The sequence below is a fragment of the Oceanotoga teriensis genome (genome assembly GCF_003148465.1).
GTDB lineage: Bacteria > Thermotogota > Thermotogae > Petrotogales > Petrotogaceae > Oceanotoga > Oceanotoga teriensis.
In genome coordinates, this window is the sequence record NZ_QGGI01000017.1 from 1 (window position 1) to 19,717 (window position 19,717).

Below are 19,717 nucleotides of genomic sequence, written 5' to 3' on the forward strand. Positions count from 1 at the left end.
ACAATTTAATTATAACCTATGGAGGTAAATATCCCTTTTAACATCGTTTAAAATTACTTTAAATAAACGTTTTTAGAATTTAGAAAGATACTATAAATTTAATATATTGGAGGTTATTATGAAAGAAATTATTTTAGGTTTAGTTCAAGGATTGACTGAGTTTTTACCGGTATCAAGTTCTGGTCATTTAACAATATTTTCTGAATTTATGAATCTTGGTCAAAATGTTTCTTATTTTGCAATTTTACATTTAGCAACTTTCTTTGCGGTTTTACTTTTTGTTTGGAGAGAAGTTTTTGATATTATAAAAGGTATTTTCACTTTAAATAAAAATATGTTAAATTTAGCAGGAAAATTAATAGTATCGACTATACCAGCAATTTTTGCAGCTTTTTTATTAGACGATTTTTTTGAAAATATTTTTTCTTCTATATTTGCAGTCGCAACTTTTTTATTTATAACTGGTATTATGATGTTTTTATCTGATAATTTTGATAAAGATAAAAAAGATATGCAGAATATCTCTTATAAAGATGCTTTAATTATAGGATTAGTACAAGCATTAGCAATTTTACCAGGTATTTCAAGAAGCGGTTCAACTTTATTTGCAGCTTTACTTTTAGGTATGAAAAGAAAAGAAGCAGTCAAATATTCTTTTTTGATGAGTTTACCAGTTACTTTTGGTGCTGGAATTTTGAAACTGGAAGGTTTTAATTTTAATATTTATTATTTCTTAGGAACTATAGTTGCTTTTTTAAGCGGTATTTTAGGTCTCTATATTCTCAAGAAGACTGTTTTAAATGGCAAATTAAAGTTTTTTGCCTATTATTGTTTTTCTATATCCATTTTTACATTTATTTATTTTGGTTTGGTGATCTAATTGATAAAAAATTTTATTTTAGGGTTTTTAATTGGAATTTCTAATTTAGTGCCAGGTGTTAGTGGTGGTACTATTGCTGTTATATCTGGTAAATATGATGAAATAATTTCTTCCGTATCAAATTATTTTTCTTTTAAATTTGATAAAAAATCGAATTCTATATTGATTCCTTTAGCAATAGGGCTTATTTTGGCCGTATTTGGTTTTTCGAAAGTTATAATTATTTTATTCGATAAATTTCAATTTTATATGTTAGCTTTATTTGTTGGTATGATTTTTGGAGGCCTTTTTTTCTTATTAAAAAAAATTAATTATAAAAATATTAAAAATATTTCTTTTATTCTTTTATTTACTTTTATTTTTATTTTATTGTTTAATCTACCAAAATCTTCAACAAATAATATGAACTTTTTTTATTTATTATTTGGAGGTATAATAGGTTCAGCAACAATGGTTTTACCTGGTATAAGTGGTTCTTCTATGTTGTTGATAATGGGTATTTATAAACCCGTTATAGAAGCAATTGGAGATTTTAATTTTAATATTCTTATTCCTGTTGCTTTAGGAATTATAATTGGTATTATCTTTATAATTAAAATATTAGAAATTTTATTGAAAAAATGTCCAGAATTAATGTATTGTTTACTTATTTCATTAACTTTTGCTGGTGGGATTAAAATATTTCCTTTAACTAATAATTTATTTGTATATTTATTTGTTTTTGTAGGTGTTTACTTAGGTTATTTAATGGATAAATATTTTAATAAATAATTTCAAAAAATGCATAACCTTTAATTATAAAAGGTTATGCATTTTTTATTTTTTATTTTCTTTCATTTTTTATATAAATAAACATATCTTTTTGTGTAAATTTATCAAATTTATTATATTTTTTAATATTTAAATTTAATAGTTTGTTTATTACACTTTCTTGCTCAAATTCATTTAAAATAGTATATTTAGTCAAATAGTAATGTATTATTTCATGCGTCAGTGTTATTTCATATATGTTTTTTTCTTTTAAAATTCTAAAAGGTTGAGTTATTATTATATTTTTTTCAGGAATAAAAAAAGCTGAATAATATGAATAAGGTTTATCAGTTATTTTTGTAAATTCATCTAAATTATATGCTTCAACTATCAATATTTTTTCTAAATCATAATTTAATTCTTTTAAAAATAAATTTAATTTATCATATTTAATATTTATATCTTCTCCTAAGACATACGTTTTAGCAGAAAAAATATTTATGTTTAAAATTATAATCATAATTATAGTTATAATCTTTTTTTTATTCATATATATTTAACTCTAAATCCAAAGTAGCCCCATAAGTACCTTGCCAATACATATTATATGAATATGATCCAGGAATTGTTATTTTTCCAGGGTGTGTAAATTTTAAATAATAACTGAAAGTTCCAGAATTATAATAATCTGAAAAAAAGGCTATTTTATCTTTTCTGTATTCAATAGCTGTATACCAATAATTCCACGGCATATACCAATATGAATAAAATTTACTGTTTCCCATATCATTTTTTTCTTGGTAATTTTTTAATATTTGTATATTTCCCGGCAAATAATCTTCTGTAATTAAATAATTTGATATATCACTTTGAATATTTATTTTAATTTTTATTATATCATTTAAATTTATTTTTTTGTCATTTTTATCATATTCGATATAATATTCTCCACGTCCACCTGTATATGTTTCATTTCCTTCAAACTTTATATTTCCAAATAATTCTAATTTAACATTTTTATCATTTTTCAATATTTTTTCTGCACTTATATTTTGTATCAGTACAAGATTAGAATCTTTTAATTGATATAATTTGTTTTTTGTGAATATATAAATATTATTATTTAAAGAATCTATATGAATAGCCTCTTCTTCTGTATTTATTTTTAAATATTTTTCATCAATAATAATAAATTGATCTTTTTCTTTATTTAATAGATAAACTGGTTTTTTATTATTTATTGTAAAATCTAATATATCTTTTTTATAACTTTTTAATGAATCGAAATCCAAATTTACTTCATATATTTTTTCATATGTTTGAATTATTAAAAGTTTATTTTTAATCATAAATTTAATTGGATTTTTAAATTCTAAATTTTTTATTTTTAATTTATTATTATTATAATCATAATATATACTATAATTATCATATTTTATTTCTTCTGATAAATTTGATGGTTCCCAATAAGTATAATCTCCTTTTTCTATTTTATTTTTATAATTATTATATTTAATTATAAAAGGTTTATAATTATCATTTATATTATAAAATGCATCTATAATATTTTTTTTATTATCATATTCTGTAAAAATTTCATTTCTTTTATATATTTGTTTGTTTAAAATAATTCCTTTATTAGAAGTATTTTTATTTATTTTTATTTCTTTTTTTATTTCATAAATACCGTCTTTTAAATATGTTTCTGTATTTGCTTTTTTGAATTCTTCATATTCATTATTAAAATCATATACGTCGATTAGAATTTCTAATAATTTTGCATTTTCTTTTGTAGAAAACCATACTTTACCATATCTATTCATTAATAAATATTTTAAAAGTTTTGTATTATATTTTTCTATTCCATTTTTATTTAAAGTTTTATATAAAATTGCATTATAATCTATATCTGAATAATAAAAATCTTTATCTTCTATTTTTATATAAGCAAGTTCTTCAGTTTCTTTGATTTCATTTAATATATCTTCTATATAACTACCATCATATAATGAAAGATATAATTTATCAAATGTATTTTTAGGATTATAGTTATTATCTATTCCATACAATTTTAAAACATAAGATATATATCCATTTTCTATATTATTTTTTAAATAATTTAATCCATCATTTATCATAGTGTCAGATATATAATAATTATTTTCTTTCATAACTTTTAAACCTTCTAATACATATGCAGAAAGATTTGGATAGGAATTTTGAGATGTCCCCCACCATCCCCAACCGCCATCATCTCTTTGATATTTATAAAGGCGTTGAATTGCTTTTGTAACTTTATTATCTAATTCATTGATTTTTATTCCTTTATTCGAAGCAATTATTAAAGGATATGTTGTCGATATAGTTTGTTCTGAACATGTATATTCATAATTTTCAACATATTTTATTAGATCTTCTATAGTATTATTAATATTTAATTTTCTATAACTTTCGCCATTTTTAACATTATATCCATTTTTAGTGTCTACTATATCTATTACATCATTTTTTAACTCTGTATTTAATATTTCTACAGGTAATTTTACTATATCTCCATCTTTATCATTATACATATATTTAAATACTATGTTTGATTTTCCAATCTTTATAGCTTTAACGTTTAATTCTACATCTAATTGAGAATTTGGCTGTATATTTATTTCACCATCTTTTTTATCTATTATAAAATATTTTTCATCAAATAAATTTTCATATTTTATATTTTTTTCTTCTTTAGTATTATTATATACAATAATATTAATTTTTATATTATCATCATTTATAAAATATTTAGGTAATAAAGGTCTTATATAAAAATCAAGATTAGTTTTATAAGTAGTTTCTAATTTATTAAATTTATTTTCTGAGAATAAATAAGCGTTTATTATCCACTGAGTCAAATTATCAGGATTTTTAAATTCAATTATATTTTCTCCACTATTTAATTTTATAGATGGTATCCATAATGCAGTATCTGGGAAATATTCTCTTGTATTATTTTTCATTTCTGAGCTACCCTTATAAGAAGCAAATTTATGTGTTTGTTCAAGTTTTAATTCGGAATAATAAGGAATATATATATATTCTGTTCTTGAACTTATATTATACGGTGTTGAATATACACTTTTATATATTTGATCAAATATATTTGTATCATTTTTATATATATCTAATAAAGCTTTATCAATTGTATTTAAAGTTAAATAACTTTCCGTTTCACTATTAATATATATTTTTATATTTTCTTTTGGTTTATATTCTGATTTTTCTAATTTTATACTTGATTTTAATTTATAGTCATCAAAATTTTTTATTTGTATCGTATCATTCATTCTATATATTTTTCCATTATAAAAAATATATCCATTAATATATATATTTTTATCTATAATATTTTCATCTATTTTCACTTTTAATTTATTATTTTTTATGTTTATTTCTTCTAATTTTATCAATTTTTGACCAGCTATACTTATTAATCCTTCAGCACCATCTTTTATATTGATATCAAAACTTAAAATATTATTTTTATATGATTTGTTAATTATTTCAAATGGTGAATTATATTTTGAATCGTAAATATAATAATCATATTTTTTTATTTCATTATTTATTTTATATTGCAATTGATAATATCCTTCATCATTAAAAATTAAATTATATGAAAATAGTCCTTCTGATGTATTTATTTCTTTTTCTTCAAGAATTTTTTTATCTTTTATAATTTTTATTTTAATTTTTTCGTCTATAAGATTATTATTTTTATCTTTTAATATACCATTTATTTGATATTCTGTATTTGGTATAAATGTTCTATTATTACTTTTAAATTCTAATCTATATATACCATTAAATACTGTCACTTCATATTCTTTTTCCATTTGTCTTTGATTTTGATCCATAGTTATTATTTGTATTCTGTAATATGAATCTTGTTCATCGTCTTTAATTTTAACTGGGATTTTTAATATTCCTTTTTCATTTGTATAATTTACTCCATTATATACAAGTCTTTCAGAATAATTATATTTATTTGTAGCATATATATAATAAGCAATTTGAGTATTTTTTACAGGTGTTCCATTATAATATTTCATTCTAACTAAATAATTTATCATATCACCAGAGTAATACTCATTCTTTTCACTTTCTAAATTTATTTCAAATTCTGGTTTTATATATTCTTGTACATAAAAGCCTTTATATTGTTTTAATTTAGATTTTTTATCTGTTATTTCAATGGTATAATATCCTATTGGTGCAGATTCTGATATATAATATGTGTCATTTATTCCATTATAATCATCTATATTTAAATCTTTATCATAAATTTTATTATTCGCCGGATCTATTATTTTTATATTAAATTCAGAATTATTATTTAAATGATAACTTCCATCAATCGATTGAAATGAATATATATTAAAATTAATATAATTATCTGGTTTATATAAATTTTTATCTAAAATTAAAATAAAAGGATCATTTATTATTTTTTCTTCATAAGTATAAACATTATTATAAGAGTATTGATTTCCTTTTTTTATGATAATTTTTTTTAAATTTTTATAATTTATATTTAATTTTTCATTATTTTTATATTCTCTGCTAATCCCATTTTTATCGATAAGTATTATATCTGTAATTTCTTTGCTTGAAGTTTTTTGATTATAATTATATATTATAAGATTATTTTTTACATATGTGTATAAAAAATTTATATCCGATACTTGTATTATTGAATTGGATATTGTTTTATTATTTGAATTTTTAAATTCAATTACAAATAATCCATAATCATTAAATTTTTCTTTATCTTCTATATTTCCACTTTGATCTAATTTTATATATCTTGAATATTTAAATTCTTTTTTCAATTCAATTAATGATTTATTTTCCACATAAAATTCTTCAGGATTTGTTATTTGATATACATTCATCATTACATTTTTTTCATCATATCCATAAATACTTATAGAATCTCCTTTGGAAATAACATTATTTCCAGAAGTATAAACATAAGAAAATGATATCAATGATAATAATATTAATAATATTGATAATATCTTTTTTTTCATAAGCCACCTACCTAATATAAATTTTATTTTTAAAATTACATAAAAATAAATAATGTTGTATTTTTTTTATCATTTCTTCTTTATCTTTTTTATCATATGTTTTTTCATTTTTTTCATTTATATACGGATAATATATTATATCTGAATCTGAAAATTTTCTGATTTTTTTTAAAAAATCTTTTGGCATTCTAAATACTCCTAAACTTATATCAGATATTTTATTCAAGTCTAAATTTTCAGAAACTTGTTTTATAAAATTTTTATATATTTCTTCGAAATTATCGACTTTTAAAATAGGATCTATTGATATTCTTATATCATATCCTTTTGTTTGAAGTGTTTTTATAGCATTTAATCTATTTTGTAAATTAGGAGTCTTTTTTTCATATTTTTTTATAATTTCTTCTGGTGAAAGTGTCCAGCCTATTATTATTCTATTATTTGGAATTATATTTATTAAATTTTTTATATTTATGCTTTTAGTTCTTATTTCTATTTTGATTTTATCATTATCTTGTACATATTTTATCCATTTATCTACAAATGGATAAATGTTTTCAAAACTCATTAAATCTGTATCATAAGAAATTGATAAATATATTTTTTTATCTTTTGTTATTTCATCTAATTTTTTAAAATAATCTTCTAAATTAACAAACATAACTATATTTGCTGAATCATACATTCCTTGAAGATAACAGTATTTACAATCAAATAAGCAATTATATATTGAATTCGTATAATAAAAATTTTCATTATCAAAATTTTGACAATAATCAGAGCCTTTATATATTAAATTTTCATTTTTAACTGCTAAAATTAAATTTTGAGATAGTTTTTGTTTGTTAAAACTTTGATTTTTTAAAGAAAATATTTCTTTATAATTATTTATTCTTATTATTTTAGATTGTTTGAATTTTTTTAATATTTCATTTGTTGATTTATAATTAAAAGCCTTTTCTTCAATATATATATGTGAAAATGTATTTTTATATAATTTCTTTTTTGATTTCATAAAAAAGTTTATTCCTTTCTCTTTTTTCAGATATTTCTGAAGATTTCAATTGTGGTATATTTTTATATTTTAAATAATGATATGTTAAAAGATTTTTTAATTCTAATTTTTGATATTTTGTAAATGATGTTTTTTCTACTATTTGTTTTATTTTATCTTTTATATTCTCTATATCTTCTATTTTTTCATCATTTTTTATAAGAATTTCTATAATTTTTATTATTTTTTCAAAATTATTTATATAATTTTTTTTGATTACTTCATAATCAATTGTTTCTTCAAGTATGTCAGATATATATTTTATAATAAAAATATTTTCACTTTTATAAAACTTTTTCGCCGATTGATAAAATCCTGAACTTTCCATATCTATCATAATAGGATATTTTATTTTTTCTTTCTGAATTCTAGATTTTGTAACTATTTTTCCTTCTAATTCATTTATTTCATAAAATATTTCTGGATAATAATTTTTTTGAATTTCTTCATCGTATATTTCATTTATTAAATATATTTCATCTTTTTTATATATTTTTGAATTTGAAGTAGCCGCAATTCCAATATTTAATATTTTGTCATTTTTATTGTTCTTTAAATAAGCTACTGAAATAGCAGAGTTGATTTTACCAATTCCAGATATTATTAGAGTTATATTTTCATTTTTATATATTTTCATTTTATCTTCTGTTTTTTTTAAATTATATTTTTTTATTATCGGTAAAGCTTCAAATTTTAAAGCTGTAACTATATATAACATTTATTTTCCCTACTTAAAATAATGAATTTTTTATATCTTCTTCACTTTTTTCTATTTTATTTAAATATTGTATATCAATTTCTAAATTATTTTTTGTTATAGAACTAATATTTATTTTTAAATCTTGTAAATATTTTTTTATAAATTGATATTCTAAATTTTGTGTCTCATTAAATTTAAATATTATTTTATTATTTTGTATTATTTTTTCAGAATTTTTTATACTATAATATAAAGCCAAATTAGTTTTCTTATTGTTTTCCGTATAAAAATCCATAATATTTTTTATTATGTCTTCTTCGTCTGTTTCCGATTGACCATAAAAATCTTTCTCAAGATTTTCTAAAATTTTTTTATCTTGTGTATCTTTTGAATTTATATAAGATAGTATCGTTGTTTTGATATTAAATACCATTTTTTTATCTTCATTATTTTTTAGTTCTTTTAATATTTCATTCAATTCATTTAATGTAAATATGTATTTATTTTGAAATCCTTCTTTTTTTATTTTATCAAATAAACTTTCTATTCCTTCTTCTATAAGAATTTCAGGTTCTTTTCCCATATCATATATTTCTTTATTATATTTTAATATTTTTTCTGTATTCCCATTTATTAAATCATAAATATAAGTCTCTATATATTTTTCATCATATATTCCAAGTACATCATATAATTCTTCTTTTTTTAATATATTATCTGATGAAAACTTTATAACTTGTTCTAAAAGAGATATAGCATCTCTCATTCCACCTTTAGCTTTTTTTGCAATTATTTGTAAAACTGAATCTTCTGTTTCTATATTTTCCATTTTACATATATATTTTAATCTTTCTTCTATATCTATATTTGAAATATTTTTAAAATTTATGACTTGTGATCTGGATATTATTGTTTCAGGGACTTTTTCCATATTAGTAGTCGCAAGTATAAATATAACATGTTTTGGTGGTTCTTCTAAAGTTTTTAAAAGTGCATTAAATGCTTCTCTCGTTAACATATGAAATTCATCTATTATATATATTTTATATTTGCCAGCTACAGGTCTATAATTTGCAGAATCTCTTATCTGTCTTATTTCATCAATTCCTCTATTTGATGCAGCATCTAATTCCATAACATCCATAAAAGCATTTTGATTTATAGATTTACAATTTTCACAAGTATTACAAGGATTATTATTTATTGGATTTTTACAATTCATTAGTTTAGATATTATTCTTGCTATAGTTGTTTTTCCAGTACCTCTCGGTCCATTAAATATATATGCATGAGATATATTATTTTTCTTAGATGCATTTTTAAAATATTTTTTTATATGATTTTGACCTGCAATATCTTCAAAAGTCATAGGCCTATATTTTCTATACAAACTCTCATTCATTTTTATCCCCCATTTTTAAAGCTATTTCAACAAATCCATTTTCATGAATTTTATTTGTTTTTTCTTTTAATATATTAATTATTTCTTCTGATTTATTTTCTATTATATTTATTTGAAATTCTACTTTATCTGTAAAATTTTTTTCTGTTATTTTCCATCCTTTTTCTCTTTTTAAGAGTTTTTCTATTTCATTAAATTTTGAATAGTCAGTTTCACAAATTAGCTTAATAGAATTATTCATTTCAACTATATCACAATTTTTTATTGAATTTTCCGCAGAATTTGAATAAGCATCTATTAATCCTCTTACTCCTAATTTTATTCCACCATAATATCTAGTAACAACTATTGCAACATTTTTTAGATTATATTTTTCTATTTGACCAAATATTGGTTTTCCAGCAGTACCAGAAGGTTCTCCATTATCTGAATAATTATACTTTTCTATTTCTTCTATAACATAATATGCCCAACAATTATGAGTCGCATTTTTATATTTTTCAGAAATTTTTTTTATATAATTTTTTGCCGCTTCTTCATTTTTTACTTTTTTTATATTAGTTATAAATTCAGATCTTTTTATATTTAATTTTGTTTCTTTTTCATTTATTATCGAATAATATGACACATTTCACACCTCTTACTTTTTTTGATTTATAGTTGTCAATATAATACTTCCAACTGAAAATATTATTATAAATGAAATTAGAATTAGTAAATTCCAAGGTATTTGATTTAAATGATATCCTAATATCGAAATTTTTCTCCACGATTCAACGGCATATTTAACCGGAAATATATAAGATATGAATTTTATTTTTGAATCTGAAGGTATTGGAATTATGATATCTCCAAATAATATCATAGTACCCGTTATAGCTGTAAGCATGAATGATGCTGATTTTGTAGTTTTAGTAAATGATGATATAAATATCCCCATAGTTGTAAAAGATAAAACACTTAATATTATTATTATAATTACTTCTAATTCATTTCCAATAGATTTTGTACCAAACAATCTATATAAATACCAAGTCATTAGACTTGATATTAAACCTATAAAAAAATAGGCTATAAATTTAAAAGAAATAAATTGTTTTATTTCTAATCCATTAGCTCTATATATATCTAATAGACCACTTTCTTTAGTGTGAGCTATAGAATTTCCTACTCCAATCATAGAAAATAATATTATCATTATTACAGCTATACTTGGTGTAAATATATCTTTAAATCCAAGATTATTTTGATTTGTTGTTTTTATATTCCCAGTATTCAAATCCGGAACCATTAATTCTAAATTAGGAGCTTTTCTATTTTCATCTACTCCAATTCCACCTTTTAATAAAAATTCAGTTGTAGAACCATTTTTTATATCAGGTATACCCGATAATTCTTTAAAAAGAGTTTTTAAAAGTGTATATACTGTCATTGATTCTTGTATTCTATCTGGATTTGGTATTAAAAATAATTTAGTTTCTTCATAATCCTTTAAATTTTGTAAAAATCCTTTTGGAATTATTAATACAGAATCAAAATCTTTTGATTTTAAATAGTCTTGAAGTTCTTCTTGACTTTTTAATTCTACTGCATTATCCCATTTTAAAAATTGTCTTAAAAAAACAAATCCAAATCTTCCAAGAAATGAATTGTCTTCATTATAAACCCCTATTTTATAATTGCCTAATAAATTTTCTGGATAAAATGATGTTCCTAAATAGGCTATTATAACAGGTAAAATTATCATCAAAAGAAATAAACCTGGGTTTCTAAATATTTTTTTTAATTCAAAAAAACTTATTTTAAATGATTTCAAGGTAATCCCTCCAGCTATCTATGTATACACCTTTATTTTTTATATGATTTATTAAATTATTATATATTTCATCATTTTTTAATGTACTTGTATCTCCGATTATTATTAATTTCTTTCTCGATCTTGTTAATGATACATTTAATCTTCTATGATCTTTTAAAAATCCTATTTGATTATCTTTATTACTTCTAACCATAGATATTATTATTATATTTTTTTCTCTACCTTGAAAACCATCTACCGTATTTATTTCTAAATTTGAATTTTCATATTTTTCACTTAAAATATCAACTTGATCATAATAAGGAGTTATTATTCCTATTTCTTTTTCATCATGATATTTTAATAATTCATTTATTATTTCATTTATAATATTTATTTCATAAATATTATATTTTGAATTAGATCCAAATTTTTGTTTTTCTGTTTCTTCATTTTCTGAATTTATAAAAATTAAAACATTTTCAGGCATCGATATTATATTGTTAGAATTATTTTTCACCTTTATATTTTTTATAAGTTCAGAAGTTTTTAATTTTCCATTATAAAAATTTTCATTTGAAAATTCTATTATTTTTTTATTCATTCTATACTGTATTCTTAATATAGATGAATAATCTGGATACTTTTTTATAAGTCTTTCAAAAAGTGTCTTTTCAAGTATATCTTTTGCCTCTTTTGATATTATTGTAGGTGGAAGTTGTTTATGATCACCAGTAAGTATTACTTTTTCTGATTTTATAAGAGGTATTAAACATGAAGGTTCTTTTGCTTGAGAAGCTTCATCTATTACATTAACATCAAATTTTATTTTTTCAAGATATTCACTTCCAGCTCCAGAATTTGTTGTTACAATTATATCTGCTTCTTCTATAATATTTTTCATAGCAAATTCTTCCATATATTTAATATTTTTATATAAATCTTCAATTAACTCATTTTCTTTTATCCAATTTGACATAGATTTTAAAACTTTAGAAGATATTCCCCTAAAATTTTTATTATTTTTTGCATGTTTTATTATATCCTCATCATGCATTCCTCTTCTTAAAGAAGGAGTTGGTTTTTTATATTTATTTCTTATTTGTATATAATATTCCATTTCTTCTCTCATTTTTTTTGCATTTTTATAAGTTTCCGACATTTCTAATTGATTATATATTGTTTTTTCTTTAATTTTTTTACTGGTTCTGGCTGGATGTCCTAATCTTGTTATTTTAAATTGATCATTCAATCTTTCAGCTATATTATCAGCAGCAATATTTGATTCAGCTGTTGCTAATACTTTTTTACCTTTTTTTGCTTCTTGTTTTATTATTTCTATAATAGTTCTTGTTTTACCAGTACCAGGTGGTCCATGTAATATATATAAGGTTTCATGAGATAAAGCTTTTTCCACACATAATTTTTGATATTCATTCAATTGTTTATCAAAAAAATCTATTTGATTTATGTTTATTTTTTGTTCAATTTTTTCGTTTAACATTTTTGTAATTTTTTTATCAGAAAGTTTTTTTAATTTTTCAAGAGCCTTATTCATTCTCTTATATATCACATCATTAAAATATAAATCTATTCTAACTTTTCTAAAAATCCAATCTGGTACGTTTGTTCCAAATGCTATTGTTATATATTTTTTCCCTATTTCTACAACAGTTCCTTGATGATTTTTTTTCAATGGGTTATTTGTACTCACAATTATTTCATCACCTACAGAAATATTTGTTTTTATTTCTTTTTTTCTACCATATTTTATTAATGTAAATCCACCTACTTCATAACCATCTATTTTCCCATCTAAATTTAAAATAGTCTTACCAATTAATTCTCTTTTTTCTGGGCTTAATTGTTTTATTTCTTCTAGTGTTCTTTCTATTTCGGCTTTTCTTTCGAGTTCTATAGATTTTTTATAAATTTTTATATAATCTTCTAAATTCAATTTTTATCATCCAATTCCTTCGTTATTTTATATAATATTTTTGGCTCTTCATAAAAAGTTATTCTTTCGTCTTTTAATTGTATAGCTAATATAAATGTCTCTAAATAAGGTTTATGTAATGTTCTAAGTCTTGGAGAAGGCCATACCATTTCCCAAAGTTTTGGATAATAGGGTTCTTGAGATTTTTTTACCCTTATTAAACCATAATCTTCTATTTCTTTTTTTGATATGATTCTACTATATTCTCCAGTTATTAATTTAACATTATAAGCAATTTTGTCTTTATTATAAGCCAATACAGCTTGAGAAAGATTTTTCATATTTTCAAGATTGTCTATTTCTCCCATTCCAAAAAAACATAAATCATATTTAAATTTTTTTGGATCTTCAGAATTTTCTTTTAAATATTTTTTTAAAATATCTACTTTCTTTTCATCTGATGCAGCAACAAAAAATATTAAAGCCGATATTATTATAAAAATAAATTCTAATAAACTCGAAGTTTTTAATATATACATTATCACTTGATTTATAAGTATAAGAGCAGAAAACAAAGTAAAATATATGGAACCTTTTTTCTTATTTAAATTATAAAATATTATCATAGATAAAATACTTATGCCTATAAAAGGCCATCCACGTATTAAAAATTGTAAGTATATGATTAAAGAAAATATTATACTTATTAAATAATTTTTCATTATGTCCTCCTTATTTTCCAACACAAAAATTTGAAAACATTTTTTCTAAAAGTTCATCCGTATAATTCTCACCAGTTAATTTATATATGTTTTCTAATGAATTTCTTAAATCATACATTATAAAGTCATTAGTTAAATTATTTTTTGAAGCTTCTAAAGCTGATTTTACATCTTTTAAAACTTTTTCAAGTATATTTTTATGAGATTCATTCGTCAAGGTTGGTTCTTTTATATATAATTTTTCAGAATATCTTTCATATATTTCTTTTTCAAGATCTTCTATTTGTTTGTTTTTTGCTGATATTTTTATAATTTTTTCTTTTTCTATTTTAATATCTTTATATTCTTTATCTATTTTGTTTAATGCTATAATTTTTTCTTTTTTCTTTTCATTTAAAAATTGCAATATATCTGTATCTTCTGAATCAAATTTTTTATTTCCATCTATTATAAATATTACTAAATCTGATTCTTCAATTGCTTTTTTTGATCTTTCTATACCAATTTTTTCTATTTGATCTTCTGTATTTCTTATTCCAGCTGTATCTATCAATTTTATTAATATTCCTTTTATATTTAACATTTCTTCTATAGTATCTCTCGTTGTTCCAGGCACATCTGTAACTATAGCTCTTTCTTTTCTTAAAAGTGCATTTAATAGAGTACTTTTACCAGAATTAGGTTTCCCAACTATAGTTGTTTTTATTCCATTAAATGCAATTATCCCATTTTCAGAGTTTTTTAATATATTTTCTATTTTACTTTTTATATTTTCTATTTCTTTTCTTATTTCAAATGTGTCTTCCTCTATATCTTCTGGATAATCCATTTCTACTTCAAGTCTTGCTGAAATATTTAATATATCTTCTTTTATTTCAATTATTTTTTTTGATATACCACCTGTAAACATTTTTTGTGAAGCATTTAAAGAGTATTCTGTTTTAGAGTTTATTATATCATTTATAGCTTGAGCCTTTATAAGATTCATTTTTTTATTCAATACTGCTCTTTTAGAAAATTCTCCTGGTAATGCTTCTCTTATATTTTCTTTTAGAATTCTTCTAAATACACTTTTAGTTATTAAATCTCCACCATGTCCAAATATTTCTATCATATCTTCTCCAGTATATGAATTGGGATTTTCATGATATACAAAAGTTATTTCATCTATTTTTTCTTGTTCTTCATATATCCATCCATAATACATATATTTTGGTTTTATCTTTTCTTTTTTTGTCAATTTTTTTAATATTTCTAATAAATTATAACCACTTATTCTTATAACAGATATAGCTCCAATTCCTCTTGGAGAAGATATTGCTGCTATATTATCATATATCATATCTTTCACTCTCCAATTTCTAATATTTTATATAAATATTTTATAGGATCTTTTATTCCATAACTTATTAATTCATTTACATTATTTTCATATATAACTTTTTTTGAATATTTTTTATATATATTTAAATTTGGAGTAATTTCTTCTGAAAACTTAAATCTTATATATTTTTCATCTATTTCAATTTCTTTTATATTTTGATTACTTGCTTTTACTCTTATCTTAGCATATTCAAATAGTTCTTTTACTTCTATTGGGATTTTACCATATCTATCATTTATTTCGTTTTTTAATTCTTCAACTTCATCAATATTCTTACTAACAGAAATTCTCCTATATATTCTCATTCTATCTATAGAATTTGATATATATTTTTCTGGTATCAATAAATTTCCCCTTATTCCTATAATTTCTGTATATTCAATATTTTTTATAATTTCTTTTTCTTTTTCATTTAATAATTCATTCGTAACTTTTTCAAGTATATTTTTATATAAATGTAGCCCTACTGAATTAATATGACCTTTTTGATCTAACCCTAATAAATCTCCATAGCCTCTTATTTCTAAGTCTCTAAGCGCTAATTTTAATCCTGAACCAGGTTCATTAAATTTTTTAATGGCTTCAAGTCTTTTTTGACTTTCTTCTTTTAATTTTTCATCTTTGTATAAAAAATATGCGAATGCTCTTTTATTAGATCTACCAACTCTACCTTTTATTTGATATAATTGAGAAATTCCATATCTTTGAGAATCGTCTATTATTAAAGTGTTAACATTAGGAATATCTATTCCATTTTCAACTATTGATGTTGATATCAATAAATCTATTTCACCTTCATAATATTGTTTTATTTTTTTGTTTATTTCACTTTTATTCATTCTTCCATGTATATATTCTATTTTTAATTCTGGAATTACATCTTTTAATTTTTTATATACTTTTTCTATAGTATTTATTCTATTGTGCACATAAAGTATTTGACCACCTCTTCCTTTTTCTCTAAGAGCAGCAGTTCTAACAATTCTTTCAGAGTATTTACCTATAAATGATTGTATAGGTATTCTTCCAATGGGTGGAGTTGATATAGTTGATATTTCTCTTAATCCACTTATTGACATATATAATGTTCTTGGAATTGGAGTTGCACTCATCATTAAAAAATTTACACCTTTTGAAAGATTTTTAAATTTTTCTTTTTGTAATACTCCAAACCTTTGTTCTTCATCTATTATTACAAGTCCTAACTTTTTCGGATTTATTTTTTCACTTAAAAGAGAATGTGTTCCTATTAATATATCTATAATTCCATTTTTTAAATTATTTATTATTTTTTCTCTATTTTTAGGTGTTGTATTTCTATTTAAAAGCTCTATATTTATTCCAAAAGGTTCATACCTTTCTTTTAAAGTTTCATAATGTTGAGAAGATAATATTGTAGTAGGAGCTAAAAATAACACTTGATAATTCGAAATTATTGTTTTGAAAGCTGCTCTTATAGCGACTTCAGTTTTGCCAAATCCAGCATCTCCTACCAATAATCTATCCATAGGTTTTAAATTTTCTAAATCTGAATTTATTTCTTCAATACATTTAATTTGATCTAATGTTTCTATATATGGAAATGTCTTTTTTAACTGATCTTCAAGTTCTTCATCACCTTTTATTATTATTCCTTTTTGATTTTCTCTTAAAGCATATATTTTTATTAATTGTTTTACTTTTTGCTTTATTTTTTCTTCTACCTTTTTTTTGGTATTTTTCCATTTCTTTCCATTTAAATTAGATATATTTATAGTATCTTTATCTCCAAGGTACTTTGAAAGTTTATCTAATCTTTCTACTGGCACAAAAACTCTTGATTTAGAAGCATATTCTAATGTTATATATTCTCTTTCGCCTAAAGCATTTTTCATTTTTCTTATGCCTTTATATAAAGCTATTCCATAATCTTCATGCACAACTAAATCATCTTCTTTTAGATCTTCCCAATCTATCAATGGCAATGATTCTAAAGTATTATTTTCTTTTTTTAATTTATAAGTATTATTTTTTAAGTTTAAGGTATATTCTTTATATTTTATAGTATTTATTATTTCTAAAGGTAATCCAGAAAATTCTTTGTATATAAGTTTTTTATTTTCATCATCACACATCTCAAAATTTTCTTTTTCTTTTTCTGAAAATGTTTTTATTATTTCATCTTTATTTATAAAAATTATTTCATAATCATTTTTTATATAACTAAACAATGTTTTTTTATTTTTATAAAACAGTGCCGGAAAAGTATTTAATTGATTTATATCAATGGTATCTCTTATTCTTTCTTTCATTTTATTTATATTTTCTTTAAATTTTAATATTTCAGATCCAGGGATTATTTCTATACTCTCAATATTTTTTATAGATTTCTGATTATTATAATCAAAATAAGTTATTCTATCTATTTCTTTATCAAATAATTCTATTCTATTTGGTAAAACCTCTCCTGGTATATATAAATCTCTTATGAATCCTCTTTTGGAATATTCAGAGTTATTTCGTACTTCTGAAACATTTTGATATCCCATTTCAAATAAATTTTCATCATAATTTTCATTTATTTTATATTTTATATTTTTAAAGTCTTCTGGAGGTATTGTATATCTCGTTAAAGAATGAAATGTAGTTATAATATTTATATTCTGATTTTTTTTGATTTTATTTAATACATTTATTCTTTGATTTTTTATATTTGAGGAAACATCTATATTTTCAAATGGAAATATATCAAAGTCAGGATAATAATAAGTATTCTTTATATCTATATTTATATTAAAGTATTCAGGTAATACATATATTTTTATTTTGTCTTCTTTGTTTTCTTCTATAAATTTTTTTAAACTCATCGGTTCATCCTCCGATTAATTTTAAATATTTTTCATTATTTTTAGAGTCGTAAAATCCAATTGCTTCTGAATAATATTTAACTTTAGAATCTATTAAAACAGCTAATTGATTTTTTATCCAATAGTATTTTATATTTGTTCCTACGGGCACATCTATATAAAATCCTATAAATTTTAAATTTTTTGGATTTAAATTTTCTTCTTTTATTAATTCTAATAATGTTTTTTTTATTATTTCTTTATTAAATTTATTTTCTATATTTTTTAAAGGATTTTTTATTATTTGATTATTTATTTTTCCAGTTTTTATTTTAACGTTTATATTCATATTTATGGTTTTAGAATGTTTTTTTATGGTTTCCATTTTTTTTATATTTAGTTTTTCTTTTAATTTTATTTTTTTCATTTCAAAATTTAAAATTAAATTTGTTTTTATTAATTTTGCTTCTTTTATTGCATCATCAAAAAGTTTAGTATTTTTGTAATTTTCCATGCTTTTTAAATTTAAATCAATATTTTCATCAATTTTTTTAATATTATAGTAATTTTTTATATCTATATTATTAAAAATAATTTGCGGACTTTTATTTTGTATGTCCGCAAATTTTATTTTATTTTTATTTATATTTTTTATTTTTATATCATATTCCAAATCTCTTTCTATTATGTCTAATCTTCTGAATAACATATATGATTTAATGCCTCACTTAATCTTTGAAATGGTTCATATATATCAAAAATTTCCGAAATTTTTATAATTTCCTGAAATAAATCGGAACCTATTTCTTTTATGAATTGTAGTTTTAAAGATTTATTATCTGAAATCGATACATAGGCTTCTTTTTGATTTAATTTTGTTTCATTATTTGAAAAAACTTCATTAATAAAACATATATTTTTTTCAGTATCAATCATATCTTTTATTTCAGGATCATTTATAAATATTATTTCTAAATTTTCAACATTTTCTAATACTTTTTGTCCTATAATCTCATTTGCAAGATAAGATTTTAAGTTTTTACCATATATTATTTTTTGTATTTTTCCGGGTTTTATAGGTTCTGTATATTTAAAAGATACTGGTAATCCTTTATTATTCAATATCAATATTCCACCCGTAAATTTCTCATCTTCGGATTTGTATATCTTAAAATATCCAATCATAAA

At 20.8% G+C, this 19,717-nt stretch carries 15 protein-coding genes; 2 read left to right on the top strand and 13 right to left on the bottom strand.

The window, feature by feature from the left end:
- The first annotated feature begins 118 nt into the window (after positions 1 to 118).
- Together C7380_RS10535 and C7380_RS10540 are read left to right on the top strand one after the other, a co-directional pair.
- Positions 119 to 880 carry an undecaprenyl-diphosphate phosphatase gene (locus C7380_RS10535; protein ID WP_109605700.1) on the top strand — a complete coding sequence of 254 codons (762 nt, stop codon included), beginning with the start codon at positions 119 to 121 and terminating at the stop codon, positions 878 to 880.
- Entirely contained in the window at positions 881 to 1,651 is a 771-nt protein-coding gene (locus C7380_RS10540; RefSeq protein ID WP_109605702.1) for a DUF368 domain-containing protein, read from the top strand. It begins immediately after the preceding gene.
- Between the two features lie 52 nt (positions 1,652 to 1,703).
- Here the strand turns inward: C7380_RS10540 and C7380_RS10545 are convergent, their stop codons facing one another.
- From C7380_RS10545 to C7380_RS10605, 13 genes are read right to left on the bottom strand one after another with little or no spacing between them, the layout of a single operon-like run.
- Positions 1,704 to 2,180: a hypothetical protein gene (locus C7380_RS10545; RefSeq protein ID WP_109605704.1), complete on the bottom strand. Its 477-nt coding sequence runs from the start codon at positions 2,178 to 2,180 to the stop codon at positions 1,704 to 1,706.
- Positions 2,173 to 6,708, bottom strand: coding sequence for an MG2 domain-containing protein (locus C7380_RS10550; protein WP_109605706.1), 4,536 nt, complete (start codon positions 6,706 to 6,708; stop codon positions 2,173 to 2,175). The genes C7380_RS10545 and C7380_RS10550 overlap by 8 nt, the downstream gene beginning before the upstream one ends.
- 7 nt (positions 6,709 to 6,715) lie before the next feature.
- Positions 6,716 to 7,723 (bottom strand): SPL family radical SAM protein, encoded by a 1,008-nt coding sequence (locus C7380_RS10555; RefSeq protein WP_109605708.1) that lies wholly within the window; start codon positions 7,721 to 7,723, stop codon positions 6,716 to 6,718.
- A complete protein-coding gene (locus C7380_RS10560) occupies positions 7,698 to 8,480 on the bottom strand; it encodes a 5'-methylthioadenosine/S-adenosylhomocysteine nucleosidase family protein (protein ID WP_109605710.1) in 783 nt (260 codons plus the stop codon). Before C7380_RS10560 ends, C7380_RS10555 begins: the two co-directional genes overlap by 26 nt.
- 13 nt (positions 8,481 to 8,493) lie before the next feature.
- Positions 8,494 to 9,864 carry a DNA polymerase III subunit gamma/tau gene (gene dnaX, locus C7380_RS10565; protein ID WP_109605712.1) on the bottom strand — a complete coding sequence of 457 codons (1,371 nt, stop codon included), beginning with the start codon at positions 9,862 to 9,864 and terminating at the stop codon, positions 8,494 to 8,496.
- Positions 9,857 to 10,492, bottom strand: coding sequence for a YigZ family protein (locus tag C7380_RS10570; RefSeq protein ID WP_109605714.1), 636 nt, complete (start codon positions 10,490 to 10,492; stop codon positions 9,857 to 9,859). Before C7380_RS10570 ends, dnaX begins: the two co-directional genes overlap by 8 nt.
- Positions 10,493 to 10,504: 12 nt before the next feature.
- Positions 10,505 to 11,680: an ABC transporter permease gene (locus tag C7380_RS10575; protein ID WP_109605716.1), complete on the bottom strand. Its 1,176-nt coding sequence runs from the start codon at positions 11,678 to 11,680 to the stop codon at positions 10,505 to 10,507.
- Entirely contained in the window at positions 11,667 to 13,619 is a 1,953-nt protein-coding gene (locus C7380_RS10580; RefSeq protein WP_109605718.1) for an IGHMBP2 family helicase, read from the bottom strand. The genes C7380_RS10575 and C7380_RS10580 overlap by 14 nt, the downstream gene beginning before the upstream one ends.
- Positions 13,616 to 14,320, bottom strand: a complete 705-nt coding sequence (locus C7380_RS10585) for a hypothetical protein (RefSeq protein WP_109605720.1) — start codon at positions 14,318 to 14,320, stop codon at positions 13,616 to 13,618. The genes C7380_RS10580 and C7380_RS10585 overlap by 4 nt, the downstream gene beginning before the upstream one ends.
- Positions 14,321 to 14,330: 10 nt before the next feature.
- Positions 14,331 to 15,662 (bottom strand): tRNA uridine-5-carboxymethylaminomethyl(34) synthesis GTPase MnmE, encoded by a 1,332-nt coding sequence (gene mnmE, locus C7380_RS10590; RefSeq protein WP_109605722.1) that lies wholly within the window; start codon positions 15,660 to 15,662, stop codon positions 14,331 to 14,333.
- Between the two features lie 5 nt (positions 15,663 to 15,667).
- Positions 15,668 to 18,550, bottom strand: coding sequence for a transcription-repair coupling factor (mfd, locus tag C7380_RS10595; RefSeq protein WP_109605724.1), 2,883 nt, complete (start codon positions 18,548 to 18,550; stop codon positions 15,668 to 15,670).
- 4 nt (positions 18,551 to 18,554) lie between these two features.
- Positions 18,555 to 19,238, bottom strand: coding sequence for a hypothetical protein (locus tag C7380_RS10600; protein WP_109605726.1), 684 nt, complete (start codon positions 19,236 to 19,238; stop codon positions 18,555 to 18,557).
- Positions 19,220 to 19,714, bottom strand: a complete 495-nt coding sequence (locus C7380_RS10605; RefSeq protein WP_109605728.1) for a hypothetical protein — start codon at positions 19,712 to 19,714, stop codon at positions 19,220 to 19,222. Before C7380_RS10605 ends, C7380_RS10600 begins: the two co-directional genes overlap by 19 nt.
- Positions 19,715 to 19,717: the final 3 nt, after the last annotated feature.

Excerpts from the sequence above, each read along its gene's own strand:
- dnaX (WP_109605712.1), bottom strand. The coding sequence starts at position 9,864 with ATGAATGAGAGTTTGTATAGAAAATATAGGCCTATGACTTTTGAAGAT.
- C7380_RS10600 (WP_109605726.1), bottom strand. The coding sequence starts at position 19,238 with ATGTTATTCAGAAGATTAGACATAATAGAAAGAGATTTGGAATATGAT.
- mfd (WP_109605724.1), bottom strand. The coding sequence starts at position 18,550 with ATGAGTTTAAAAAAATTTATAGAAGAAAACAAAGAAGACAAAATAAAA.
- C7380_RS10535 (WP_109605700.1), top strand. The coding sequence starts at position 119 with ATGAAAGAAATTATTTTAGGTTTAGTTCAAGGATTGACTGAGTTTTTA.
- C7380_RS10560 (WP_109605710.1), bottom strand. The coding sequence starts at position 8,480 with ATGTTATATATAGTTACAGCTTTAAAATTTGAAGCTTTACCGATAATA.
- mnmE (WP_109605722.1), bottom strand. The coding sequence starts at position 15,662 with ATGATATATGATAATATAGCAGCAATATCTTCTCCAAGAGGAATTGGA.
- C7380_RS10585 (WP_109605720.1), bottom strand. The coding sequence starts at position 14,320 with ATGAAAAATTATTTAATAAGTATAATATTTTCTTTAATCATATACTTA.
- C7380_RS10555 (WP_109605708.1), bottom strand. The coding sequence starts at position 7,723 with ATGAAATCAAAAAAGAAATTATATAAAAATACATTTTCACATATATAT.
- C7380_RS10550 (WP_109605706.1), bottom strand. The coding sequence starts at position 6,708 with ATGAAAAAAAAGATATTATCAATATTATTAATATTATTATCATTGATA.
- C7380_RS10545 (WP_109605704.1), bottom strand. The coding sequence starts at position 2,180 with ATGAATAAAAAAAAGATTATAACTATAATTATGATTATAATTTTAAAC.
- C7380_RS10605 (WP_109605728.1), bottom strand. The coding sequence starts at position 19,714 with ATGATTGGATATTTTAAGATATACAAATCCGAAGATGAGAAATTTACG.